At 62.5% G+C, this 24,907-nt stretch carries 23 protein-coding genes; 20 read left to right on the top strand and 3 right to left on the bottom strand.

The window, feature by feature from the left end:
* The first annotated feature begins 70 nt into the window (after positions 1 to 70).
* Complete coding sequence (locus tag KHO31_RS26025; protein WP_211624419.1) at positions 71 to 952, top strand: BadF/BadG/BcrA/BcrD ATPase family protein; 882 nt, start codon at positions 71 to 73, stop codon at positions 950 to 952.
* A gap of 87 nt (positions 953 to 1,039) precedes the next feature.
* Positions 1,040 to 1,861, top strand: coding sequence for a Cof-type HAD-IIB family hydrolase (locus KHO31_RS26020; RefSeq protein ID WP_211624417.1), 822 nt, complete (start codon positions 1,040 to 1,042; stop codon positions 1,859 to 1,861).
* A gap of 46 nt (positions 1,862 to 1,907) precedes the next feature.
* On the opposite strand, the gene KHO31_RS26015 is transcribed toward KHO31_RS26020, so the two are convergent.
* Complete coding sequence (locus tag KHO31_RS26015) at positions 1,908 to 2,603, bottom strand: histidine phosphatase family protein (RefSeq protein WP_211624415.1); 696 nt, start codon at positions 2,601 to 2,603, stop codon at positions 1,908 to 1,910.
* Positions 2,604 to 2,747: 144 nt separating this feature from the next.
* Positions 2,748 to 3,488, bottom strand: a complete 741-nt coding sequence (gene aqpZ, locus KHO31_RS26010) for an aquaporin Z (RefSeq protein WP_201071408.1) — start codon at positions 3,486 to 3,488, stop codon at positions 2,748 to 2,750.
* A gap of 290 nt (positions 3,489 to 3,778) precedes the next feature.
* Between aqpZ and KHO31_RS26005 the strand changes: the two genes are divergently transcribed.
* Positions 3,779 to 4,081, top strand: coding sequence for an H-NS histone family protein (locus KHO31_RS26005; RefSeq protein ID WP_201071405.1), 303 nt, complete (start codon positions 3,779 to 3,781; stop codon positions 4,079 to 4,081).
* Positions 4,082 to 4,375: 294 nt separating this feature from the next.
* Here KHO31_RS26005 and KHO31_RS26000 read toward each other — a convergent pair whose 3' ends face one another.
* Positions 4,376 to 5,440 carry a glycosyltransferase family 4 protein gene (locus KHO31_RS26000; RefSeq protein WP_201071403.1) on the bottom strand — a complete coding sequence of 355 codons (1,065 nt, stop codon included), beginning with the start codon at positions 5,438 to 5,440 and terminating at the stop codon, positions 4,376 to 4,378.
* Between the two features lie 708 nt (positions 5,441 to 6,148).
* Here KHO31_RS26000 and flhD point away from each other — a divergent pair.
* The 17 genes from flhD to flhA all read left to right on the top strand — a co-directional run bounded on the left by flhD (position 6,149) and on the right by flhA (position 24,637).
* Entirely contained in the window at positions 6,149 to 6,469 is a 321-nt protein-coding gene (gene flhD / locus KHO31_RS25995; RefSeq protein WP_268961893.1) for a flagellar transcriptional regulator FlhD, read from the top strand.
* Positions 6,470 to 6,520: 51 nt separating this feature from the next.
* Positions 6,521 to 7,081, top strand: coding sequence for a flagellar transcriptional regulator FlhC (gene flhC / locus KHO31_RS25990; RefSeq protein WP_201071398.1), 561 nt, complete (start codon positions 6,521 to 6,523; stop codon positions 7,079 to 7,081).
* Between the two features lie 252 nt (positions 7,082 to 7,333).
* Complete coding sequence (gene motA / locus KHO31_RS25985) at positions 7,334 to 8,194, top strand: flagellar motor stator protein MotA (RefSeq protein ID WP_006050895.1); 861 nt, start codon at positions 7,334 to 7,336, stop codon at positions 8,192 to 8,194.
* Positions 8,195 to 8,215: 21 nt separating this feature from the next.
* Positions 8,216 to 9,223 (top strand): flagellar motor protein MotB, encoded by a 1,008-nt coding sequence (motB, locus tag KHO31_RS25980; RefSeq protein ID WP_201071395.1) that lies wholly within the window; start codon positions 8,216 to 8,218, stop codon positions 9,221 to 9,223.
* 84 nt (positions 9,224 to 9,307) lie between these two features.
* Positions 9,308 to 9,685, top strand: coding sequence for a response regulator (locus KHO31_RS25975; RefSeq protein WP_201071393.1), 378 nt, complete (start codon positions 9,308 to 9,310; stop codon positions 9,683 to 9,685).
* Between the two features lie 98 nt (positions 9,686 to 9,783).
* On the top strand, positions 9,784 to 12,078 hold the full coding sequence (gene cheA, locus KHO31_RS25970; protein ID WP_211624413.1) for a chemotaxis protein CheA: 2,295 nt from the start codon (positions 9,784 to 9,786) through the stop codon (positions 12,076 to 12,078).
* A gap of 81 nt (positions 12,079 to 12,159) precedes the next feature.
* Positions 12,160 to 12,690 carry a chemotaxis protein CheW gene (gene cheW / locus KHO31_RS25965; RefSeq protein ID WP_054038497.1) on the top strand — a complete coding sequence of 177 codons (531 nt, stop codon included), beginning with the start codon at positions 12,160 to 12,162 and terminating at the stop codon, positions 12,688 to 12,690.
* Positions 12,691 to 12,739: 49 nt separating this feature from the next.
* Positions 12,740 to 14,629, top strand: coding sequence for a methyl-accepting chemotaxis protein (locus KHO31_RS25960; protein ID WP_211624411.1), 1,890 nt, complete (start codon positions 12,740 to 12,742; stop codon positions 14,627 to 14,629).
* 204 nt (positions 14,630 to 14,833) lie between these two features.
* Positions 14,834 to 15,835, top strand: coding sequence for a CheR family methyltransferase (locus KHO31_RS25955; protein ID WP_407945964.1), 1,002 nt, complete (start codon positions 14,834 to 14,836; stop codon positions 15,833 to 15,835).
* Positions 15,832 to 16,602 (top strand): chemoreceptor glutamine deamidase CheD, encoded by a 771-nt coding sequence (gene cheD / locus KHO31_RS25950; RefSeq protein ID WP_201071384.1) that lies wholly within the window; start codon positions 15,832 to 15,834, stop codon positions 16,600 to 16,602. Before KHO31_RS25955 ends, cheD begins: the two co-directional genes overlap by 4 nt.
* 5 nt (positions 16,603 to 16,607) lie before the next feature.
* Positions 16,608 to 17,696 (top strand): protein-glutamate methylesterase/protein-glutamine glutaminase, encoded by a 1,089-nt coding sequence (locus tag KHO31_RS25945; protein WP_201071381.1) that lies wholly within the window; start codon positions 16,608 to 16,610, stop codon positions 17,694 to 17,696.
* A gap of 64 nt (positions 17,697 to 17,760) precedes the next feature.
* Complete coding sequence (gene cheY / locus KHO31_RS25940) at positions 17,761 to 18,156, top strand: chemotaxis response regulator CheY (protein WP_201107660.1); 396 nt, start codon at positions 17,761 to 17,763, stop codon at positions 18,154 to 18,156.
* A 1-nt stretch (position 18,157) separates the two neighbouring features.
* Positions 18,158 to 18,868: a protein phosphatase CheZ gene (gene cheZ / locus KHO31_RS25935; RefSeq protein WP_236061256.1), complete on the top strand. Its 711-nt coding sequence runs from the start codon at positions 18,158 to 18,160 to the stop codon at positions 18,866 to 18,868.
* A 278-nt stretch (positions 18,869 to 19,146) separates the two neighbouring features.
* The gene (locus KHO31_RS25930; protein ID WP_201085805.1) at positions 19,147 to 19,692 is read left to right on the top strand and encodes a DUF2844 domain-containing protein; all 546 of its coding nucleotides are present in this window, start codon (positions 19,147 to 19,149) and stop codon (positions 19,690 to 19,692) included.
* 15 nt (positions 19,693 to 19,707) lie between these two features.
* A complete protein-coding gene (locus KHO31_RS25925) occupies positions 19,708 to 21,000 on the top strand; it encodes a DUF3443 domain-containing protein (RefSeq protein WP_211624409.1) in 1,293 nt (430 codons plus the stop codon).
* Positions 21,001 to 21,326: 326 nt separating this feature from the next.
* Positions 21,327 to 22,538 (top strand): flagellar biosynthesis protein FlhB, encoded by a 1,212-nt coding sequence (flhB, locus tag KHO31_RS25920; protein ID WP_211624407.1) that lies wholly within the window; start codon positions 21,327 to 21,329, stop codon positions 22,536 to 22,538.
* Positions 22,535 to 24,637 (top strand): flagellar biosynthesis protein FlhA, encoded by a 2,103-nt coding sequence (flhA, locus tag KHO31_RS25915; protein WP_201085808.1) that lies wholly within the window; start codon positions 22,535 to 22,537, stop codon positions 24,635 to 24,637. The genes flhB and flhA overlap by 4 nt, the downstream gene beginning before the upstream one ends.
* Positions 24,638 to 24,907 lie beyond the last annotated feature (270 nt).

The following is a 24,907-nucleotide window of genomic DNA, read 5'->3' as shown; positions in this document are numbered from 1 at the left end:
CGGCCGATTGCCGGATTGAAACTGACCTGCCACGCTATACGTTATTCACCACCTGAACTCACTCAATTCGATGAACAAAGACCTCTTTCTGATCGGCATTGACGGCGGCGGCAGCGGTACGCGCGTCGTATTGGGCAACGCGCAGGGCCGCGAACTGGCGCAGGCGGCGAGCGGGCCATCGGGTTTGGGCCTCGGTGTGGAGCGCGCGTGGCAGGCTATCGGCGCCGGCTGTGCCGACGCATTTGCACGTGCCGGCGCGCAGCTGGACTGGTCGCGCTGCGTACTCGGCTGCGGATTGGCAGGCGTCAACAATCGCGACTGGCTGGCCGCGTTTCGCGCGCAGGCGCCGGCGGTCACCGGGCTCGCGGTGGAAAGCGATGTGTACACCACTTTGCTTGGTGCGCACGGCGGCGCGCACGGCGTGGTCGTCGCGCTTGGCACCGGCAGTCAGGCGGCCGTGCTTGACGCCAATGGCGAATGCCGAGTCGCCGGCGGCTTCGGTTACCCGTCGGGCGATGAGGCGAGCGGCGCCTGGCTCGGGCTGCGGGCGATCGTGCACGCTCAGCAGGCGCTCGACGGGCGTGCGCCCAACGACGATCTGGCGCAGGCGCTGCTCGCCCACACCGGTGCGCATGATCGCGACAGCCTCGTAGTCTGGCTGTGCGAAGCCAATCAGACCGCTTATGCGAGGCTTGCACCGGTCGTCATCGCGCATCGCGCGCATCCGTTCGCGGCGCGTTTGCTCGGCGAGGCCGGAGTTGACGTGGGCAAGATGATTGCCGCGCTCGACTCCTCGGCGACCCTGCCGGTCGCGCTGTGCGGCGGTCTCGGCGCACCCTTGCGCGAGTATGTGCCGCAGATTTATCAGGCTCGCTTACGCGAGCCGTTGGCGGACTCGGCACACGGCGGTTTGCAGTTGGCGCAGCGCGAAGCGGCTCGCGTCGCCGGGTGAGAATCGTCCGGCCTGCCGGGTGCGATCTCGCGGATGCGGCGCACAACGGTAAAATGCGATCTTTGACGCTGCCCGGCTGCTCACACTATGTACAAAGTCATTGCCACGGATCTCGACGGCACGCTGCTCAACGCCGATCACCAGGTGGACCCGTTCACGATTGCTACCGTGCGTAAGCTGGAAAGCGATGGGCTGCACTTCGTGATCGCGACGGGGCGCCATTACTGCGACGTCGCGGGCATTCGCGATCTGCTGGGCATCAACCCGTATCTGATCACGTCGAACGGCGCACGTATTCACGCGCCGGACAACACAGTGATCCACGCAGACGACCTGCCTCCGGCCATCGTGCAGCGACTGGTCCAGCCGGAAATCTCTGGCGCGCATGGCCGTGTGATCGTCAACCTGTTCGCCGACCAGGCGTGGTTGATCGACCGGGACGCGCCGCATCTGCTGAAATTCCATCAGGATTCCGGGTTCACGTACGAGGTAACCGATCTGCCTAAGCACGACGGTGTCGACATCGCCAAGGTCCTCTACATCGGTGAGCCCGCCGATCTCGCGCAGGTCTCGGCCAATCTGGCGCACGAATTCGGCGACGCGCTGTACGTCACCTATTCGCTGCCGGATTGTCTGGAAGTGATGACTTCGAACGTATCGAAGGGGCGCGCGTTGCAGATCGTGCTCGAGCGCCTTGGCGTCGCCGCCTCGCAATGCGTGGCGTTCGGCGACAATATGAACGATATCGATCTGCTGGAGACAGCCGGCCATCCGTTCATGATGAACAACGCCAATCCCGATCTCATCACGCGTCTGCCGAACGTGCCGCGCATCGGCAACAATTTCGAAGCGGGCGTCGCGCACCATCTGCGCAAGCTTTTCTCGCTCGACGACGAGCTGACATCCTGAAACCGGACAACCGCGCCCGCAATCGAAGCTTGTATCCGTAACCCGACTAGTCAGTCGAGCCCGCGGACGCGCCCGCCGCAGCAGCAGAAGAGGCGCCTGGCAACGCCGCACATGGGCAATCCGCAGCGCGGCCGTTCAGTCCCTGGCGGTCAAGCTTGAAGCTGGCGTGGGCCGTGCCGTTTTGCCAGTCGAGCCGAACAATATAGATACTGTCGAAGTCGTCGCTGTGCCAGTTGGGGACATCGGCGGCATTGCCGCCATGCGTGCTCATCATCTGGCGAAGCAACTTCACGATCAGCTTGTGCTCCCACGCAACGACAATCAACTTGTTGCGATTGGCCGGATTGACGAGCGCCGCGCCGAGTTGGTCGATCTGGGCGAAGCCATACGGCGTTTGCACCGGCATCTGAAATTGAATGGCAGTCGGCTCGATAGTCGCAAGCGGCCGAATATAGTAATAGGGATGGCCGCTGTCGTCCTTTTGCTGGCTGGGATCGGGCGCGTAGATCGCGTCCGGTTTGCCGAACTTGGCGGCGATCACTGCCGGCAACGCCAGCGCGCGGTTGAGCCCTTGGCAATTGAGCTGACCGTAACCCTTGGCAGGTTTCTCACCGTGGCGCACGAATACGAGCGTTTCAGTATTGCTGTCCGCGGCATGGGCCGGGGGTAACGCTAGGACGCCGACACACAAACCGCCGATGGCGAGTGCGACGCCACGCAGGAATCCGCGGAAACGGGTCATCGATAGCACCTGTGTGAGCTTGGAAAGTCGCACGATTCTAGCAGTGGGCATCGGCAAGCCACCGGGCCACTGGCATCGTGAGCACAAAAACAAAGCGGGCGCCGTGGCGCCCGCTTTGACTGTATGGATACGCCCACTCGCTGATCAGTCGAGCGCAAGTTCCTGCGAATTGCCGCGGCGGCTGTCGGCGATGAGCGGGTACAGCACGCCTGCGATCATTGCGCCGATGATCGGTGCGACCCAGAACATCCACAACTGATCCACCGCTGCGCCGCCGACAAACAACGCCGGGCCGGTCGAACGCGCCGGGTTGACCGACGTGTTGGTGACCGGAATCGAGATCAGGTGAATCAGCGTCAGGCACAAGCCAATGGCGATCGGCGCGAAGCCGGCCGGCGCACGCTTGTCGGTCGCACCGAGGATGACGAACAGGAAGAAGCCGGTCATCACCACTTCGCAAATGAACGCGGCAGCGAGAGAGTAGTGGCCCGGCGAGCGTTCACCGTAGCCGTTGCTGGCGAAACCGCTGGCGACGAGGTCGAAACCCGGCTTGCCCGAGGCGATCAACGACAGCACCAGCGCACCCAGCACCGCGCCGATGACTTGCGCGACGATGTACGGCACCAGGTCACGAGCCGGAAAGCGACCGGCGACGGTCAGGCCGACGCTTACCGCCGGATTCAGGTGGCAGCCGGAAATGTGGCCGATCGCATAAGCCATTGTCAGGACAGTGAGGCCGAATGCGAGCGAGACGCCCACGAAGCCGATGCCCAGACCGTGGACCGGGCCGGCGAAGTTAGCGGCGAGGACGGCGCTGCCGCAGCCCCCGAGCACGAGCCAGAAGGTGCCGAACAGCTCGGCAGCAAGGCGCTTTGACAACTGCATGATTGGTAATCCTAAAATGTTTGTCGCTTGGAGTGACATGAATGCTAAGCGCAGGTGCATGCCATTGAGCGCGCAATTTTAGGCAAAGACCGCCGGATTAGGTGTCAAGAATTGTCAATATGGAGTCGCCTTCACCTATTATTACCCGATAAAGATCTCGTTTTACAATTCATCGACGCTTAATAATTATCAGATGAAATCTTCCTAAATCGGTATTATTGTCCATTGCGAATTTTTATAATTGCAGCTAGTCTGCGAGCGAATGAGTTCTAAAAAAGGGGAGAACCGAAATGTCTCAATATGCAGACCTCAAGGCGCAGATCGCCAAATTGCAGGCACAAGCAGACGAAGCCCGGCGTACTGAAATCGACAACGTTGTCGCAGATATCCGCCAAAAGATCGCTGAATACGGTCTAACGGCTCAAGACCTTGGCTTTGCAGTTGCTGCCAAGCGCGGACGCCCGCCGAAGAAGGCACCGCTGCCGGCCAAGTACCAGGATCCGAAATCGGGCAATACCTGGAGCGGGCGCGGCAAACCGCCAAAGTGGATTGTCGGCAAGAATCGCGAGCGCTTTCTGATTGGCGCGGTTTGAATGCCATGCCGGTCCAGGCGAAAGCCAATTGAAGGTTGGTCGCTTGCCGGTTGTTTATGCGTGCAGCGCTAATCCGGGATGGAAGCGCATCCACGCCGGTATTAAAAAAAGCCGCCCTTGAGAGGCGGCTTTTCCGTAGTCGAAGCGGGTTAACTCCTGGTAACCACTCGCGCAAACGATTCACCGGGTGAATTTACTCACGATTGGCGTGCGAATCGGAAAGCGGCGTAAGTGGCAGAAGCACGACTTAAGCGGCTGAGCGCATAAAAAGCATCAGCCGTTTAAGCGCGTCGCTCAACCCACCGCCACCTGGCGCAACATGGGACGGCGCGTCGCTTCGATCAGTGCCGAATAGCCATCAACGTAATTCTGGGCCATCGTTTTCGAACTGAAGCGGCGTTCGAACTGCGCGCGAATCTCCGTGCGCGACAATTCGTCCAGGCGCTGCAGCGCAGCCACCGCGCCTTGAACGTCCTCGACAATGTAGCCGGTCACGCCGTGATCGATGACTTCCGGTACCGAACCTCGGTTGAACGCGATCACAGGTGTGCCGCATGCCATCGATTCGATCATCACCAGCCCGAACGGCTCCGACCAGTCGATCGGGAACAGCAGCGCCTTGGCGCCTGACAGGAACTCCGGCTTCTGCGCTTCGTTGATCTCGCCGACGAACTCCACATGCGCCATGGAGAGCAGCGGTTCGATTTCCTTCTTGAAGTATTCCTGGTCGACCTTGTCCACCTTGGCGGCGATCTTCAGCGGCAAACCGCTTTGTGCAGCGATCTTGATAGCTGTATCGACGCGTTTCTCCGGGCAGATACGGCCGAGGAACGCCAGATATTCCGGCTTCTTGTGTGTCTGCGGCGTGAGCAACTGCTCCGGCAGGCCGTGGTAAATCGTGTTCAGCCAGTTGGCCTGCTGCAGCGGCAGGCGCTGCGAGTCCGAAATCGACACCACCGGCACATTCGAGAATGCGTCGAACACCGGTTGCAGTTCCGGCAAGTCCAGACGGCCGTGAAGCGTCGTCACGAACGGCGTGTCCATGGTGGTGAAGAGCGGGAACGGCATGTAGTCGAGGTGAAAGTGCAGCACGTCGAACTCGTGCGCGACCTTGCGCACCTTTTCCATCATCAGGACATGCGGAGCCAGCGCGTCGCGGATCGTCGGGTCAAGGCGCAACGCTCGAGGCCAGCAGGCGTCGAGGTTCGCGGAGGTGACCGAGTCGCCGCTTGCGAACAGCGTGACGTCGTGACCGAGGTCGACCAGCGCTTCGGTCAGATACGAGACGACACGTTCAGTGCCGCCGTAGAGTTTCGGCGGGACAGCTTCGTACAGCGGCGCAATTTGTGCGATTCGCATGCGGTTTCTCCTGTTCTTAACGGCTTCGCACGGCGGCGCTCGAGTAGAGCGAGGCGCGAATACCTGACGGACGGTTGGGCGCGGTAAGCCGCCGCCCGGGGGTGTTCCGAACCTGTGTCGGGTAATCCCTTAGCTTCATTATCGGGATCGGCCACACTAATTCGAGTTATTTTTCAAACACTTAATGTTGTTACAGCACGAAACATGATGCGTTACAGGTCGGCAGGCGGGCTATCCCGAGAGTCGGAATGTCCGGCTGGGTGGATCGTCAGACACTGAAGCAATAGGAGCAAGGGGCGGTCCCGGGGACTGGAGCCCGGGCCCTACACCACGCGCGTTGCGCAGAAGTGAAAACGTCTTATAATTCTTTCTCACCGCTGCAAGGTGCGGAGCGTGAGTCACTCAGGACTCACCATTTGGTTCACATTTCTGCTGAAGAATTATCCAAAGCGCATCGCGAGTCCCAAGCTGCGCGCCGCTTCGCCCACCCAGCCGTATTTCTGACCCTCTCCGTGTAGGAAAAATTCCTACACGAATGACGGATTAATCCGTCAGACAGCCAGGGTGTCTGTCCGATTTTCGTCCGCCCCCCATTTCGACACAATGCTCGCAAGACCAGAAACGAGCCGATTCGTGCGGTTTAAGTGCGCGCGTTCGAGCAAACGTTTCCGTAACGGCCTGACCAGCCAGATACACCCCGGGGGAATCATGAGCGCGACAAGCGAAATGCTCAATGAGATCAGAGAAGTCAACCTGTCTTATCTCCTGCTCGCGCAGCGTCTGCTGCGCGAAGACAAGCCGATGGGCATGTTTCGCATGGGGATTTCGGACCAGTTAGCCAATGTGCTCGCCAATCTGTCTTTGGCGCAGACCGTGAAGCTGGCGGCGTCCAATCAGGTGTTGTGCCGTTTCCGTTTCGATGACCATGCCGTGCTGTCCGCTCTTGCGGACAAAGGCAAATCCAGCGCCGTGGCTCAGGCGCATTCCGCGATCCTGATGGCAGGCCAGCCAGTCGAGCAACTCGGCTGATGGCAGCTTGTAGTTCAAAAAAAGCGCTCAGGACGGGGGAAATGCAAGCGGATGGCATCTAAAAGTGTTGTGCAGGAAGTCAGGGAAATTACCCTGGCCATCGAATTGATCGAGCTTGGCGCGCGTTTGCAATTGCTGGAAGCTGAAACCAGCCTGTCGCGCGATCGGCTCATCAAGCTGTACAAGGAACTGAAAGGGGTGTCGCCGCCCAAGGGCATGTTGCCGTTTTCGACCGACTGGTTCATGACCTGGCAGCCGAACTTTCACTCATCGCTGTTCTACAACATCTACCGTTTCATGGCAGGGCATGGCGGCTGCCAGACCATCCAGTCGATCGTGAAGAGCTACCGGCTCTATCTGGAACATGTCCAGTTGCACGACGACGAGCCCGTGCTCAGTCTCACGCGCGCCTGGACGCTGGTGCGCTTCTTCGACTCCGGAATGCTGCAAATGACCGCCTGCTGCCGGTGCGGCGGACATTTTGTCGCGCATGCCCACGATCCGCAGCACGCCTTCGTCTGCGGGCTGTGCCAGCCGCCTTCGCGTGCCGGCAAGACAAAGAAATTCGCCGACGCACGAGCTCGCGAAAGCCTCGCCGCGCTTACGGTCTGACTAGCGGGGGCAGCACCGGCCCACGACCTGCAACCGTGGGCACGCGTCGTTGCCCACGCCGTTGCACACGCTCATAACCCCATCCGGCGGGCTTTCCGGCCCGGCCGACCGGTGCCGGACCTGGCCGGGGCGGTTTAACCCGCCTCTGGTTTACACCGGAGCGACGCGCCGCTTTTCCGTCAAAGTTTTCTGCTCCGTTGCCGTAAACCAGATTAACGACGGTCACCGTCGCTTCTTTGTGAGGGCTCGGCAGTGCTGATTTTCGTGGGAACACTCGTGACGCTATTGTCCGTCTTCGGCGGTTACGCGCTGGAAGGCGGCCATCTCGGCGCGCTGCTGCAGCCTGTCGAAGTGCTGATGATCGTCGGTGCCGGCGTCGGCGCGTTCATTCTCGGCAACGGGATGAAGACGATCAAGGCGACGCTGCGCGTCATTCCGACCCTGTTCAAGGGCGCAAAGTACAACAAGGACGTCTACATGGAGCTGATGGCGCTCCTTTACGTCCTGCTGGCCAAGGCGCGCAAGGAAGGCACGCTGACGCTGGAAGCCGACATCGACGATCCGTCGAAGAGCCCGATCTTCACCCAGTATCCGAAGATCCTCGCCGACCATCACATCATCGAGTTCCTGACCGACTACCTGCGTCTGATGGTCGGCGGCAACATGAACGCGTTCGAGATCGAAAGCCTGATGGACGAGGAGATCGAGACGCATCACCAGGAAGGCGAGGCGCCCGCGCACGCCCTGAATAAGGTCGGCGACGCCATGCCGGCGTTCGGGATCGTGGCTGCGGTGATGGGCGTGGTGCACACCATGGCCTCCGCCGACAAGCCGCCCGCGGTGCTCGGCGAGATGATCGCCCAGGCGCTGGTCGGCACCTTCCTCGGGATTCTGCTTTCGTACGGGCTGATCGGGCCGCTCGCGAGCGTCGCCGAACAGCGCGTGACCGAGTCGACCAAGATGTTCCAGTGCATCAAGGTGACGATTCTCGCCAGCCTGAATGGCTATGCGCCGGCGATTGCCGTCGAATTCGGCCGCAAGGTGCTCTTCTCGACTGAGCGTCCGTCGTTCGCCGAGCTCGAAGAGCACGTGCGCCGCGTCAAAGCCAAGTAACGGGCGCCGGGAACCGATTCGATGAGCAAGGACAAAGACCGCGCCATTGTCGTCAAGCGCGCCGCGCCGAAGAAGGCTGGCCATCACGGCGGAGCGTGGAAGCTCGCGTACGCGGACTTCATGACCGCGATGATGGCGTTCTTCCTGCTGATGTGGCTGCTCAGTTCTGCCTCCACCGTGCAGTTGAAGGGCATCGCCGATTACTTCAACCAGCCGTTGAAGATCACGCTATGGGGCGGCGATCGCAGCGCCGAGGACTCGAGCATTCTGAAGGGCGGCGGCCGCGATATTTCGACCGATGCACAGGGCATCACGCGCGCAACGGACGGCGCGAACAATCGCGCCGAGCGCACGGCCTCCCATAACGACGAGGACGCGAGCAAACAGTCGCAGGGCGAGCTGGAACGCCGCGAACAGGTCCGTTTGCACGATCTGCAGGTCAAGCTGATGGCCGCGATCGAAGCGAACCCCGTGCTGCGCCAGTTCAAGCAGCAGATTCGCATCGACTCGACACTGACCGGCCTGCGTATCGAAATCGTCGACTCGCAGAAGCGACCGATGTTCGCGACCGCGAGAGATGTGGTTGAACCGTACATGCGCGACATCCTGCGCGAAATCGGCCACACGCTGAACGACGTACCGAACCGCATCATCGTGCAAGGGCACACCGACGCCGTGCAGTACGCGGGTGGCGAGAAGGGCTACAGCAACTGGGAACTGTCCGCGGACCGCGCCAACGCGTCGCGCCGCGAGCTGATCGCCGGCGGCATGGACGAAGCGAAGGTGATGCGCGTGCTCGGCCTCGCGTCGACGCAGAACCTGAACAAGGCGGATCCGATGGACCCGGAAAACCGCCGCATCAGCATCATCGTGCTGAACAAGAAGTCGGAGGAGGCGCTTGACCATGACGACTCCACCACGACCACCTTGTCGGACGATGCAGCCGGCTCCAAGCCGCTGCTGCAAAGACTTGCGCAACCGGTGACGGTTGCACCGAAGGTGCCGGCGGTAGCGCCGGCAGCCCAGTAACAGATAGCGACCGGCTGGCCGGTCCATGCGCCCAGGTGGCGCGGACAGCCAGCTGATCCATTGCGTAAGTGCAGCGAGGTTTTCATGATCAGGCACATCCTGGCAATCGACGATTCGGCATCGATGCGGCAAATCCTTGCCGCAACGCTGACGACGGCCGGCTACGAAGTGACGCTCGCGGCGGACGGCAACGAAGGGCTCGAAAACGCGCTCGCGATGTCGTTCGACCTCGTGCTGACAGACCAGCACATGCCAGGCAAGACCGGCCTCGATCTGATCACGGAGCTGCGCGGCAACCCCGCTTACCAGGCCACGCCCATCCTCGTCCTCACGACGGAATCGGGCGAGCCGTTCAAGGCGGCGGCGCGGGCCGCGGGCGCGACCGGCTGGATCGAAAAGCCGCTCGACCCCGACATGCTGACCGAACTGGTGGCGGCGTTAGGCGAACCGGACGAGGCATGAGCGCCCCATCAGCACCCTTTTTACACAAGTTATAGAAGCTTTCGACGCGGCGGCACGGCAGCCCAAGCCTAGACAGGAACTCTCGCGGTGACCCAGGCATGACACTCGACATCACTCAGTTCTATCAGACGTTCTTCGACGAAGCGGACGAACTGCTCGCGCAGATGGAGCAGTTGCTGCTCAATCTGGATATCGCGCACCCGGACCCCGAAGACCTCGCGGCGATTTTCCGCGCGGCGCATTCGATCAAGGGTGGCGCGGCGACGTTCGGTTTTACCGCGTTGACGGAAACGACCCACATTCTCGAATCGCTGCTCGACCGCGCACGCAATAACGAACTCGTGCTGCGCAAGGACATGATCGACACGTTCCTCGAAACCAAGGACGTGTTGTCGGGCCAGCTCGCCGACTACCGCGCGAGCGCCGAGCCGGATACGGCTGTTGCCAAGGCGATCTGCGCGAAGCTCGAAAAGTTGAATGCGGAAAGCCACTCAGGCGCGGAACCGGCCGTAGCGGTGGAAGTTGCAGCACCAGTAGACGCACAAATAGCAGGTCAAGGCGGTACCCCGCCCGAGCACGTCGTCGAACAGGCGGTGCAGGCGGCGGGTGAATGGACTGACGGCGAACCGGCACAGACCGGGCAAGCCGGAGGGGCCGGTGAAGAAGGCGGCCCCCATCTGAAAATTACGCTACGGGGCGTTGGTGAGAAGGACCAGGAACTGCTGGCCGAAGAGCTCGGCAACCTGGGCAACATCGTTGGGCGGGTCAAGAGCGGCGGCGATCTGACGCTGTGGCTCCAGACCGATGTAACTGCCGACGACATTATCGCTGTGTGCTGTTTCGTGATCGACGACAGTCAGATCTCGATCGGCCGCGGCACCGCGCCGGCGGACGAGACGCAGCAAGGCGAACCTGGAACGCCTGACGCTGCCGATTCGGCCCCGGCACAAGCGGTACAAGCAGTGCAGACAGCACAAGCAGTAAAGGCGGAGCAGGCAGCATCGTCGGCACCGGTGGGTCACACCGCTGCGCCCGCCCAAGCCGCTGCCACGCACGGACTGTTCGACGCCGCTGCGGCTTCGGCCTCCACTGCGGCGAATACCCCGGCGCCCGCCGCGGCTGCGCCTGCAGCAGCGAGCGGTGCATCGGCGGCCGCCGAACAGGACCGCAAGGCGGCGCGTCCGGCCGCGGCAGCAGGCGGCGCGGAGGGCAGCTCGATTCGCGTCGGCGTCGAGAAGGTCGATCAGCTGATCAACCTGGTCGGCGAGCTGGTGATCACGCAGGCGATGTTGGCCGAGACCACCAGCACGTTCGATCCGGCCTTGCACGACCGGCTCTTCAACGGCATGGCGCAGCTCGAGCGCAACGCCCGCGACCTGCAGGAAGCGGTGATGTCGATCCGCATGATGCCGATGGACTACGTGTTCAGCCGCTTCCCGCGTCTCGTGCGCGATCTGGCGGCGAAACTCGGCAAGGAAGTGGAACTCGTCACCTTCGGTCAGGCGACCGAACTCGACAAGAGCCTCATCGAACGGATCATCGATCCGTTGACTCACCTCGTGCGCAATAGTCTCGACCACGGCATTGAAACCGTGGAAGCGCGGCGCGCGGCGGGCAAGGATTCGACCGGCCAACTGGTGCTGTCGGCCGCGCATCACGGCGGCAACATCGTCATCGAAGTGAGCGACGACGGCGCCGGCTTGCGCCGCGACAAGATTCTCGCGAAGGCGGCCAAGCAGGGCATGCAGGTCAGCGAAACGATGTCCGACGAAGAAGTCTGGAACCTGATTTTCCTGCCGGGCTTCTCGACAGCGGAGCAGGTCACGGACGTCTCGGGCCGCGGCGTCGGCATGGACGTGGTGAAGCGGAACATCCAGTCGATGGGTGGTCACGTGGAAATCACCTCGCATGCGGGCAAGGGCAGCACCACGCGCATTGTTTTGCCGCTCACGCTGGCGATTCTCGACGGCATGTCGGTCAAGGTCGGCAACGAGATCTTCATTCTGCCGCTGAACTTCGTGATGGAGTCGCTGCAGCCGCAAGCCGAGGACATTTATACGGTCGCCAACGGCGAGCGCGTGGTGCGCGTGCGTGGCGAATATCTGCCGCTCGTCGCACTGCACGAAGTGTTCACGGTCGAAGGCGCCAAGCAGGAACCGACGCAAGGCATCGTCACCATCATGCAAACCGAAGGGCGCCGCTTTGCGATGCTGATCGACGAACTGGTGGGGCAGCAGCAGGTGGTCGTGAAGAATCTGGAAACGAATTACCGCAAGGTGCACGGCATTTCCGCCGCAACCATCCTCGGCGACGGCAGTGTCGCGCTGATCGTGGACGTGGCGGCGCTGAATCGCGAAACGCGCCATGCGCACGGCGCGATGAGTCTCGCATGACATCGCTAATGGCATCCGTCGGGCACGCAGTTTTCGCAACACTCACTCAATTTATTTCATCCCAACCGTTTGGGGGCTAACGTGGCAGAAGTCCAATCCATCAATTCGAGCGTCGCGAACGCGACGAATGGTCGCCGCGACGCGCAGCAGGCAGACGCCGGCGGTCAGGAATTCCTCGTCTTCACGCTCGGCGCCGAAGAGTACGGCATCGACATTCTCAAGGTGCAGGAAATCCGCGGCTACGACAACGTGACGCGTATCGCCAATGCGCCTGAGTTCATCAAAGGCGTGATCAATCTGCGCGGCATCATCGTGCCGATCGTCGACATGCGCATCAAGTTCCATCTGGGCCGTGTCGAGTATGACCACCAGACGGTCGTGATCATCCTGAACGTCGCGCACCGCGTGGTCGGGATGGTGGTGGACGGCGTGTCGGACGTGCTGACGCTCGCCACCGACCAGATCATGCCGGCGCCGGAATTCGGCGCGACGCTGACGACCGAGTACCTGACGGGTCTGGGCACGGTCGACGGCCGCATGCTGATCCTGATGGACATCGAGAAGCTGATGACCAGCCGTGAAATGGCGCTGATCGAAACGCTCAGCGCGTAAGCATCAATACGCGCCAGTACGAAAGACAGATCGAACAGGGAGCATCAAGATGCTGAGCAGGTGGTCGATTCGCACATCGTTGACGGTGGTGGGGATCATTCTGGTTGCGCTGACCGTCGTGGTCGGCGCGCTTGGTCTAACCGCGCTGAACGGCGCGAGCCAGTCGCTCGACCGTATCGCTCGCGGCGATCTGGTCGCCATTCACGCGCTCGACGATGCTTCGGCGTATCTGTTGCGTTCGCGTCTCGCGATAGACCGCTTCAACACGCTGTCGGCTGCGGGCAACGCGGACGAAGCGAAGAAAGCGATCGATCGCGCGCAGGAACTGCTGACCAAAGGCAATCAGAGCTGGCAGATCTATCTCGATGCGCCGAAGCAAGGCATCGATCAGGCGCTTCTCGACGACGTGCTCGCCAAGCGCACGACGGTGATGCATGAGGGCGTCGATCCGGAGTTCGCGGCCCTGAACGCGAACGACATGACCGCCTATCACGCGATCGCCGATACGAAGATCAGCCCGATGTTCATCGCCTACGACGGCGCTGCATCGGCGGTCATCAAGGCATTGCAGCAAAGCGCGGTCGACCAGCAAGTTGGCGCGCAATCGAACATGTCGCTGATGACGACACTGATCATCGGCGTCACTGTGGTTGCGCTGCTGATGGTGGTGGGCATCCGTTTTGCACTGCGCGGCCTGATCGTGCAGCCGCTGAACGACGCGACGGTATGCTTCGAACGGATCGCGTCCGGTGATCTGTCCGAGCAGATCGAGGTGTTCAGCCGTAACGAAATCGGCCGCCTCTTCGCCGGCATCAAGCGGATGCAGGAAAGCATGGCGACGATGGTGAAGGCGGTTCACAGCAGCACTGAATCGATCGACACCGGCGCGCGCGAAATCTCCATGGGCAACACCGATCTTTCGCAACGCACCGAACAGCAGGCCGCTTCGCTGCAGGAAACCGCGTCGAGCATGGAGCAGCTGACCGGCACCGTGCGCCAGAACGCCGAGAACGCGCGCCAGGCGAGCCAGTTGGCCGTCAACGCGTCCGATATCGCGACGCGCGGCGGCGACGTGGTGAGCCAGGTCGTCACGACGATGCAGGACATCGCGACCAGTTCGAACAAGGTCGTCGACATCATCGGCGTGATCGAAGGCATCGCGTTCCAGACCAATATTCTTGCGCTGAACGCGGCCGTCGAAGCCGCGCGGGCAGGCGAACAGGGGCGTGGTTTCGCGGTGGTCGCAGGCGAAGTGCGCAGCCTCGCGCAGCGCAGCGCCAGCGCCGCCAAGGAAATCAAGGAACTGATCGGCGACTCCGTCGACAAGGTGCAAAGCGGCTCGGTGCTGGTCGGCCGGGCGGGCACCACGATGGACGAGATCGTGCAGGCGGTGCGCCGCGTGACCGACATCATGGGCGAAATCAGCGCGGCTTCCGAAGAGCAGTCGGGCGGGATCGAACAGGTGAGCCGTGCGGTCGTGCAGATGGACGAAGTGACGCAGCAGAACGCCGCGCTGGTCGAACAGGCGGCTGCTGCGGCGGCATCGCTCGAAGAACAGACGCGCCAGTTGCAAGCGGTGGTGAACGGCTGGAAGGTGGCCGGAGGGCAGACGCGCAGCACCGTGGCCGCAGCCCGTCCGCAACCCGCGGCACGCTCGACCGGCAGCAAGAGTGGCAGCAAGAGTGGCAGCAAGGGCGGCAGCCAGCACGTGCAGCCCGCCAAGGCGGCGCCACAAGCGGCGGCGCAGTCGGCAGCGAACACAGCGTCTCATGCGGCGACCCATGCAACGCCGGCTTCGGCCACTCATGGTGCCGATGCCGCACGTATCGAACCGGCTCTCAAACCGAAGACGGCCCGCGCCGCATCCGAATCCGCAGCACGTCCGGCCGCAGCAGCCGCGCCGACGGCAGGATCGGACGCGGACTGGGAAACGTTCTAGGAAGTGGCACAAAGACATGCGGTCATTCGGCATCTCGCTCCATGAGGGGCGAATCATCGAAGCACGCTTACAAGGCGTGTCGCGGGCCGACTGTGTGTTGGCAGAACTCGCGGGCGGGCGCGACCCCGCGATCACAATCCCTTTCGCCAGAAGCAATCCTTTTGGCGAGAAACGGGATGGCTCGTATTGCAGGCAGGAACTTTCATGATGGCAACGCGCGCACAACCACGTCCGCAACCGGCACGTCCGCAATCGGCGAGTCCGGCACGTCCCGAACGGATGGAATCGGCTAGATCCGGTGAGCAAGGACGGGATTTCGAATTCACATCGGCGGATTTCGCTCGCATTCGCGATCTGATTCATCGCAGTGCGGGCATTTCGCTGTCGGACCACAAGCGCGACATGGCGTATAGCCGTCTGGCGCGCCGGCTGCGTGCCCGTGGACTCGAGACCTTCAAACAGTACCTCGATCTGCTCGAAGCGGAAAACGATCCGGCCGAGTGGGAAGCCTTCACCAATGCGCTGACCACCAACCTCACCGCGTTCTTCCGCGAAGCCCATCACTTTCCGATCCTCGCCGAATTCGTGCCGCGCCGCGCGCAGCCGGTTTCGGTGTGGTGCTCGGCGGCCTCGACCGGTGAGGAACCGTATTCGATCGCGATGACGCTGATCGAAGCGCTCGGCGACAGTGGCGCACGTCAGGCCAGCGTGCTCGCCACAGACATCGACACGCAAGTGCTGGCGAAAGCCGAAGCCGGCATGTATCAGTTCGACCAGGTGAAGCATCTGTCGCCCGAGCGCCTCAAACGGTTCTTCCTGAAAGGCACCGGCGCGCACGCCGGGATGGTCAAGGTGCGCCCGGAAGTGCGCGCGATGGTGCGCTTCGAACAACTGAATCTGACCGACCGCGATTACCAGTTGCGCTCGCAGTTCGACGCGATTTTCTGCCGCAACGTGATGATCTATTTTGACAAGCCGACGCAGGCGCAGGTGCTCGCGCGCTTCGAGCCGCTGATGAAATCGGGTGGTTTGCTGTTTGCCGGCCACTCGGAAAACTTCACCTATGTGACGCAGGCGTTCAAGCTGCGCGGCCAGACCGTTTATGAACTGACGCGCGACACAGGCGCTGCCGCACGCACGCCGGCACGGTCGTCGAACCATGCGAGCCATGCCGGCAGCGCAACGACTAACGGGGTGATCGCATGAGCAGCAGCCTGCCGATCGCCTCCAATCTGTACTTCGACAACCACTTCCAGCGCCCCGGCGTGAAGCTGTTGCCAAACGAGTTTTACACGACGAACGAAGACATGGTGCTCGTCACCGTGCTCGGTTCGTGTGTCGCGGCCTGCATTCAGGATCGCACGGCCGGCATCGGCGGTATGAATCACTTCATGCTGCCCGACGACGGCGCGGACGCCGGCCAGCCCGCGTCGGATTCGATGCGCTATGGCGCGTACGCAATGGAAGTGTTGATCAACGAACTGATCAAGGCCGGCGGCCGGCGCGAGCGTTTCGAAGCCAAGGTGTTCGGCGGCGGCGCGGTGCTGGCCGGCATGACGACGATGAATATCGGCGATCGCAATTCGGAATTCGTGCGCCGCTATCTGGCGCTTGAAAAGATCCGCATCGTCGCTGAGGATTTGCAGGGAAATCATCCGCGCAAGGTCGCTTTCATGCCGCGCACCGGCCAGGTGATGGTGAAGAAATTGCGCCTGCAGCAGGAAGCGGGCGTGGCCGAACGCGAACAGGCGCTGATGCGGCAAAGTGCCGAAGCGCGCGCCGAGCGGCTCGCGGCGGCGCGCAAACGGGTCGAGTTGTTCTCGACGCCGGCACCAGCCAGACCCAAGGTCGAACTGTTCGGGGCGGCAGGGAGCAGTGCGGGCGCAGGCGCAGTGAAGCCGCGCATCGAACTGTTCCGCGCAAGCCCGCGCCCGATTAATTCAAACAACGCCAGAACTACAGAGGAGGCGTGAGCGCTGTGCAAAAGATCAAAGTACTGTGCGTCGACGATTCGGCGCTGATCCGCAGCCTGATGACGGAAATCATCAATGGCCAGCCGGACATGACCGTCGTGGCGACCGCACCCGACCCGCTGGTCGCGCGCGATCTCATCAAGCAGCACAATCCGGACGTGCTGACGCTCGACGTCGAAATGCCGCGCATGGACGGCCTCGACTTCCTCGAGAAGCTGATGCGCCTGCGGCCGATGCCGGTCGTGATGGTGTCGTCGCTGACCGAGCGCGGCAATGAAATCACGCTGCGCGCACTGGAACTGGGCGCGGTCGACTTCGTCACCAAGCCGAAGGTCGGCATTCGCGACGGCATGCTCGACTATTCGGAAAAGCTCGCCGACAAGATTCGCGCCGCAGCCCGTGCCCGAGTGCGCCAGGCCGCGCCGGTGCAGCACGCGGCCGCTCAGGCGGCGCAAGCGCCTGCCGCCGCCGCGCCGCTCTTCAACAATCCGCTGCTCAGTACCGAGAAGCTGATCATCGTCGGCGCCTCGACGGGGGGCACCGAAGCGATCCGCGAAGTGCTGGTGCCGCTGCCGCCGGATGCACCTGCCGTGCTGATCGCGCAGCATATGCCGCCGGGTTTCACAAAATCTTTTGCGCAACGCCTTAATGGTTTGTGCAGGATTACCGTTAAAGAGGCAGAGCACGGCGAACGCGTGCTGCCGGGACATGCGTATATCGCGCCCGGCCACGCTCACCTGTTGCTGGCCCGCAGCGGCGCGAATTATATTGCGCATCTGTCGGACGAACCGCCGGTCAACCGGCACCGTCCGTCGGTGGACGTGCTGTTCCGTTCAGCCGCGCAGCACGCAGGCAAGAATGCGGTCGGCGTGATCCTGACCGGGATGGGGCGCGACGGCGCCGCCGGACTGCTGGAGATGAAAAAAGCGGGGGCGTACACCCTTGCACAGGACGAAGCGAGCTGTATCGTCTTCGGCATGCCGCGCGAAGCCATTGCGCTCGGCGCCGCGGACGAAATTGCGTCGCTGCCGGAGATGAGCCGTCGTGTGATGGCGCGTCTGTCGTCGATGGGTGACCGCGTACAGCGGGTATGATGCGCGCGAAGTGAATTGAACAGGCGGTCTTGCGCCGCATCATGGATCAAGCAAAGGGAATGAAATGGATAAGGGAATGAAGATTCTGGTGGTTGACGACTTTCCGACGATGCGCCGGATCGTTCGCAACCTGCTCAAAGAGCTCGGCTATTCGAACGTCGACGAGGCGGAAGACGGTCAGGCCGGCCTCGCGCGTTTGCGTGGCGGCACCTACGAGTTCGTGATCTCCGACTGGAACATGCCGAACCTCGACGGTCTGGCCATGCTCAAGGAAATTCGCGCCGACGCCCATCTGACGCATCTGCCGGTGCTGATGGTGACAGCCGAGTCGAAGAAGGAAAACATCATCGCGGCGGCGCAGGCCGGCGCGAGCGGTTATGTTGTCAAGCCGTTTACGGCCGCGACGCTCGACGAGAAGCTCAACAAGATTCTCGAGAAGATGGCCAAGACCGGGAGCTGATGTGAATCTGCCGACCAACGCGCAAGGCGCTGAAGCGGTCAGCGAGAGCGGTGACTTCGCGTCCGACCGCATTCTCGCCCGTATCGGACAACTGACGCGCACGCTGCGCGACTCGATGCGTGAGCTCGGGCTCGACAAGCATGTCGAGCGTGCGGCGGAAGCCGTGCCCGACGCTCGCGACCGTCTGAAGTACATCGCCGACATGACCGAGCAGGCCGCCGAGCGCGTGCTGTCCGCGATTGACATCGCCAAGCCGATCCAGACGCAACTGCAGCAGGACGCGGCAGAGCTCGATGCGCGCTGGGAAAAGTGGTACGAGGCGCCGATCGAGCGCGACGAAGTGCGCGCGGTGATCAAGGACACGCGGGCTTTCCTGCATGGCGTGCCCGAAGCCACTGGCGCGACCAACGCGCAGCTGATGGAGATCATGCTGGCGCAGGACTTCCAGGATCTGACCGGCCAGGTCATCAAGAAGATCACGGATGTCGTCTACCTGATCGAGCAGCAGCTGCTCGGCGTGCTGGTCGAGAACATCGCGCTCGAGCGGCGCGAGCAGTTCGCGGCGAATGCGGCGGCACTGGCGGCTGAGCCGTCGTCCACCGGCAGCCCCGAACATCTGCTGAATGGTCCGCAGATCAATCCGGAAGGCAAGACGGACGTGGTGCAGGACCAGTCGCAAGTCGACGATCTGCTGGCGAGCCTCGGCTTCTGACCTGCGAGGCGCCCGCAAGGACGCGACGCCGGATCGCCGGACCGGTATGTACAGCAAGCCACGCTCTCGCGTGCGCTTGCTGTCTGCCGACACAAACCACAGGCATACTACGGGCTCAAGCAGCGGCACGGCTCTCCGGTGAGAAGCAGTCACCGGTCGGTCGCACAGTGGGGCATCCCCTCTGAGTGCGACCGCAGCGGTGCCGTATGATCTGCATACATGCGGCCGGTTCGTACGAGGTGCGAGCCGAGCAGCAGCAGCTTGGGAGGAGCCTTGTCATGTGGAGTCGTGTACGTCGCGCCGGGTTCGTTACGGCGCTAGCATTGCCCTGTTCATTGTCAGCCGTGCAGTCCGCATATGCGGGGCTGGGCGGCGCCCCGATGACGCCCCCTACGGATGCGTCGGTTTCTTCCCGCACCGTGCAGCCCGGTACCAGTTCGGCAGCGGCTGCTCAAAGCGTGATGCGTTCTGCATCCAGCGCGGCCTCTTCTACCTCGGCTTCCGCGTCCTACACCGTGCGTGAAACGACGTTCGGCAATGGCACGGTCGTGCGCGAATACCTTGCCGCGGACGGTTCGGTCTTCGGTATCGCGTGGCGCGGTCCGCAAATGCCCGATCTCAACGATCTGCTCGGCAGCTATTTCCCGCAGTATGTCGCCGGCGTAAAAGCCGTGCGCGCGGCGCGCGGAGGCGCTCGTGGCCCCGTTGCGGTCGACCAGAGCAGCCTCGTGGTCCGCTCCGGCGGCCACATGGGCGCGTTTAGCGGTCAGGCCTGGTTGCCTCCGGCGTTGCCTGCCGGCGTCAGCGGCTCCGACATCCAGTAAGGGCGGGGACGAACGATGCGAACCATGCAAAGTGCAATGAAGTTCAAGGGCTGGGTGCGGGCTGTCGTGGCCGTGGCGTTGGTGTCGGTGGTGGCCGCATGCGGCGGTGGCGGCTCCAGTTCCAGCGACAATTCGTCGAACGCGCTGAACGGTGGCTCGCTGCCGCCCAGCCCGACCCAGCAACCGATCGCCTCGACCGCGGGGAATACTGTGCCGATTACGGTCGGGCCGGGTGTGAACGGTGTGATCAATATTCCAACGGTTAGCGTGACGGTATGCGCGCCGGGTTCGGCATCCAATTGTCAGACCATCAGAAACATCCAGGTCGATACCGGTTCGTTCGGGCTGCGTGTGGTCAGCTCGGTGCTGAATAGTTCGCTACTCGGTGCGTTGCCGGTCAGTACCGCGGCCAACGGCGCGCAACTTGCCGAGTGCGCGACTTTTGCCGACGGCTACACGTGGGGCACGGTGCGCACGGCAAGCGTGACGATGGGCAGCGAGACGACGACCAGGGCCATCCCGATTCAGATCATCGGGGACAAGGCTTCGAGCACGGTGCCGTCACCCGGTTGCGGCAGTGGTTCAGCGGAAAACACCGCCAGCGATCTCGGCGCCAACGGCATTCTGGGCATCGGCACAGCGCCCACCGATTGCGGCGCAACCTGCGCGAACGCACAAACCGTCAACTACAGCAATTACTTCGCGTGTCCGGGCGGCACCTCCTGTACCCGCGCCACGGTGCCGCTCACCCAGCAGGTCGCCAATCCGGTCGCGAACTTTCCGGTCGACAACAACGGCGTGATCGTACAACTGCCGCCGGTGCCGGATACCGGTGCGGCGTCGGCCATCGGCACGCTGGTGTTCGGCATCCGCACGCAGTCGAACAATGCACTTGCGGCCGCGCAGACCTTCACGACCGATGCCTTCGGCGACCTGAACAACAGCGTTTACAACGGTACGACGGTGTCGGCGTTCCTCGATTCAGGTTCGAACGCCTACTTTTTCGCCGATAGCTCGCTCACGTTGTGTGGCAGTAATTTCGCGGGGTTCTATTGCCCGTCGGCTGCGCAAACCCGGTCGATCACCCTGGTCGGCCTGAACGGCACGAAAGCGGGCGCCAGCATCGGCATCCTGAGCGCGTCCACGCTGTTCGGCAACAGCAGCAACTATGCGTTCAACGATCTGGCCGGACAGATTGGTGGCAACAGTAGCTTCGATCTCGGGTTGCCGTTCTTTTATGGCCGTTACGTCTACTACGGCTTCGATCAGACGGCGAGCGGCGGTCAGACGCCTTACGTCGGCTTCTGAGGCGCATGGCGAAAGCGTAAGAACCGACCGGACATCCGCGCGAAGCCGCGCGGATGTCCGGTTGGCCGTAGCTGGCACCCATAGCAACCGCATCTAGCCATCCGGCCCCGGCCCTCAGTTGGCCGCCCGCAGCCCGCGCCCCTGTCGTCCGAGCAGACCCGCCCCGGCCCCACCAGCAAGCCCCGCCGCGCAGTTTGCCGGCTGTTCCATCCCTCGAAATACCCCCCTTTCTCCGCCCTTATCCGCCGATCAGCGCTTGCGTCGAGCGGGAATAATCGCTCTCACTGGAAAGAGGCGTCGTGCCTCGGCCAACTGGAGAGTTTTTTGTGGCAGAGGACAGCGACCTCGAAAAAACCGAATCAGCCACTCCCCGGCGCCTGCAAAAGGCGCGCGAGGAAGGGCAGATTGTGCGTTCGCGGGAGCTGTCCACGTTTGCGCTGCTGGCAGCGGGATTCTTCGGTGTATGGGGCATGTCCGGCAGTATCGGCGAGCATCTGCAGGGGATGCTGCGCTCGGCCTTTACGTTTGACCACGCCACTGTCTTCGAAACCCGCCGCATGATGATCGGCGCGGGCGCCGCGAGCCGCGAAGGCCTGTATACGCTGCTGCCGATTCTGGCCTTCACCGGCGCGGCCGCCCTGCTCGCGCCGATGGCGCTGGGCGGCTGGCAGTTGTCTTCGAAAGGCCTCGAACCCAAATTCAACCGGCTCAATCCGATCGAAGGGCTCGGCAAGATCTTCTCGATCAACGGGCCGGTCCAGCTCGGCCTGTCGCTCGTGAAGACCCTCGTGGTGGGCTGCATCGGCGGCTCGGCGATCTGGAATCGCCGCGAGGAAATTCTCGCGCTGGCGACCCAGCCGTTGCAATTGGCGCTCGCCAACACCGTGCATCTGATCGCGGTGTGCTGCGGCATGACGGTGGCGGGCATGTTCGTCGTGGCCGCGCTCGATGTGCCGTATCAACTCTGGCAGTTCCATAAAAAACTGCGCATGACGAAGGAAGAAGTGAAGCGCGAACACCGCGAAAGCGAAGGCGATCCGCACGTCAAAGGCCGGATTCGCCAGCAACAGCGCGCCATTGCCCGCCGCCGCATGATGACCCAGGTGCCGAAGGCCGATGTGGTGGTGACCAACCCGACGCACTTCGCGGTCGCGCTGCAGTACGCAGACGGCGAGATGCGCGCGCCGAAGGTCGTCGCCAAGGGCGTGAACCTGGTGGCCGCGCGGATTCGCGAAATCGCCGCCGAAAACAACGTGCCGCTGCTCGAAGCACCACCGCTCGCGCGTGCGCTGTATCACAACGTCGACCTGAACCGTGAGATTCCCGGCCCGCTCTATGGCGCGGTCGCCGAAGTGCTCGCGTGGGTGTATCAGTTGCGACGCTTCAAGACCGAGGGTGGCGAAGCGCCGGTCGCACCGACCGAATTCGACGTGCCGGCGGACCTCGACAAGGGCGGCGTATCGGACGATGAAGCCGAGCAGGAAGCCGCCGACACGCTTAATAACACTAACGACGACGCTTCAGGAGCCTCCGCATGAACGCTCGCGCCGGATTCCTGTCCCGACGGCCGGATGCCTTGAGCGGCACCAATTTGCGCGCCCTCGCCGGGCCGGTGCTGATCGTCATGATCCTCGGCATGATGATTCTGCCGTTGCCGCCGTTTCTGCTGGATCTGCTGTTCACCTTCAATATCGCGCTTTCCGTGATGGTGCTGCTCGTCAGCATGTACACGATGAAACCGCTCGACTTCGCCGCTTTCCCGAGCGTGTTGCTGTTCTCGACCTTGCTGCGCCTGTCGCTGAACGTAGCGTCCACGCGGATCGTGCTGCTGGAAGGTCACACCGGCCCGGATGCGGCGGGCCAGGTGATTGAGTCGTTCGGCCACTTCCTCGTGGGTGGCAACTTTGCGGTTGGTATTGTCGTCTTTGTCATTTTGATGGTGATCAACTTCATGGTGATCACCAAGGGCGCAGGGCGGATCGCGGAAGTGTCCGCGCGCTTCACGCTCGATGCGATGCCCGGCAAGCAGATGGCGATCGACGCCGACCTGAACGCCGGCCTCATCAACGAAGATCAAGCCCGCAAGCGACGCCTCGAAGTCTCCCAGGAAGCTGAGTTCTACGGTTCGATGGACGGCGCCAGCAAGTTCGTGCGCGGCGATGCGATCGCCGGTTTGCTGATCATGGTGATCAACATCTTCGGCGGGTTGATTGTCGGGATGGTCCAGCACGGCATGGACTTCGCGTCCGCGGGCAAGACCTACACGCTGCTCACAATCGGTGACGGCCTCGTAGCACAGATCCCGTCGCTGGTGATTTCGACGGCGGCCGGTGTGATTGTTTCGCGCGTCGCGACCAACGAAGACATCGGTACGCAGCTGACCGGCCAGCTCTTCACGAATCCACGCGTTCTGGTGATCACGGGCTGCATTCTCGTGCTGATGGGCCTGATCCCGAACATGCCGCACTTCGCGTTTCTGCTTCTCGGCGGTGGCCTGATTCAGCTCGGCCGCACGATGAAGAAGCGCAGCGAAGACCGCAAGAACAGCGCGACGCTCGTCGACGTCGCACCGGCCGCGATGACCCCGGTGGAAAACACCGAAGCGAGCTGGGACGACGTGACGATGATCGACACGCTCGGTCTCGAAGTGGGCTACCGGCTGATTCCGCTCGTCGACAAGAACTCGGACGGCGAACTGCTCAAACGCATCAAGAGCATCCGCAAGAAATTCGCGCAGGAAATTGGCTTCCTGCCGCCGGTGATCCATATCCGCGACAACCTCGAATTGCGGCCGAACGGCTACCGGATCGCGCTCAAGGGCGTCGAGGTCGGGATCGGCGAAGCGTATCCGGGGCAGTGGCTGGCGATCAATCCGGGGCAGGTGTCCGCCGCGCTGCCGGGCACGCCGACGCAAGATCCGGCGTTCGGTTTGCCGGCGATATGGATCGATACGAATCTGCGCGAACAGGCGCAGGTGTACGGCTACACGGTGGTCGATTCGAGCACGGTGGTGGCTACGCACCTGAATCACCTGGTGGTCACGCATGCGTCCGAACTGCTTGGCCGCCGCGAAGTGCAGTCGCTGCTGGAGCGGATGCAGAAGGACACGCCGTCGCTGGTCGACGATCTAGTGCCAAAGTCGCTGCCGCTCACCACCTTGCAAAAGGTGCTGCAAAACCTGCTGGAAGAAGGCGTCCCGATCCGCGATATGCGGACGATTCTCGAAGCCCTGTCCGAGCACACGCCGAAGATCACCGACGCGCACGATCTCACCGCTGCCGTTCGCCTCGCGCTGGGCCGGGCGATTACGCAGCAGTGGTTCCCGGGCGTGGGCGACATGCAGGTGATGGGCCTCGATTCGAATCTGGAGCGGGTGTTGTCGCAGGCGCTTTCCACCGGCACCAATCCGGGCCTTGAACCGGGTCTCGCGCATACGCTGATGAACGAAACGCAGAAGGCGATGACGCGTCAGCAGAACCTCGGGCTGGCGCCTGTGCTGCTCGTGCAGCACGCGCTACGGCCGATGCTCGCGCGCTTCCTGCGCCGCAGCCTGCCGCAATTGAAGGTGCTGTCTTATGCGGAAGTGCCGGATACGCGCAATATCAAGGTCGTGAATCTGATCGGGGCGCATGGTTAAACCCCGCGCGGTTAGCCGCAGCTGTTCCAGACCGATGGTTTCCGCCGGCGCTCTTCGAGCGCCGGTTTTCATTTCGGCACCTGACTTTTCGCGTCGCAAGCGCGTGGAGGAGGTCATGCCGCGCTCGCGAAAGCGCCGTCGGACGCCGCTGGAGCGCCTGTTTCAAACCGTCGTGCGTGTGAATCGAAGTGCGTTTCCATCGCCCGAATTACCCACCTTTAACGGTCTTTATCCATCGATCGTCACTCGACAGGTTTCGCAATAATGATC

Origin of the sequence: Paraburkholderia domus (assembly GCF_905220705.1) — a bacterium.
Lineage (GTDB): Bacteria > Pseudomonadota > Gammaproteobacteria > Burkholderiales > Burkholderiaceae > Paraburkholderia > Paraburkholderia domus.
This window is presented reverse-complemented; position numbering and strand designations above follow the sequence as displayed.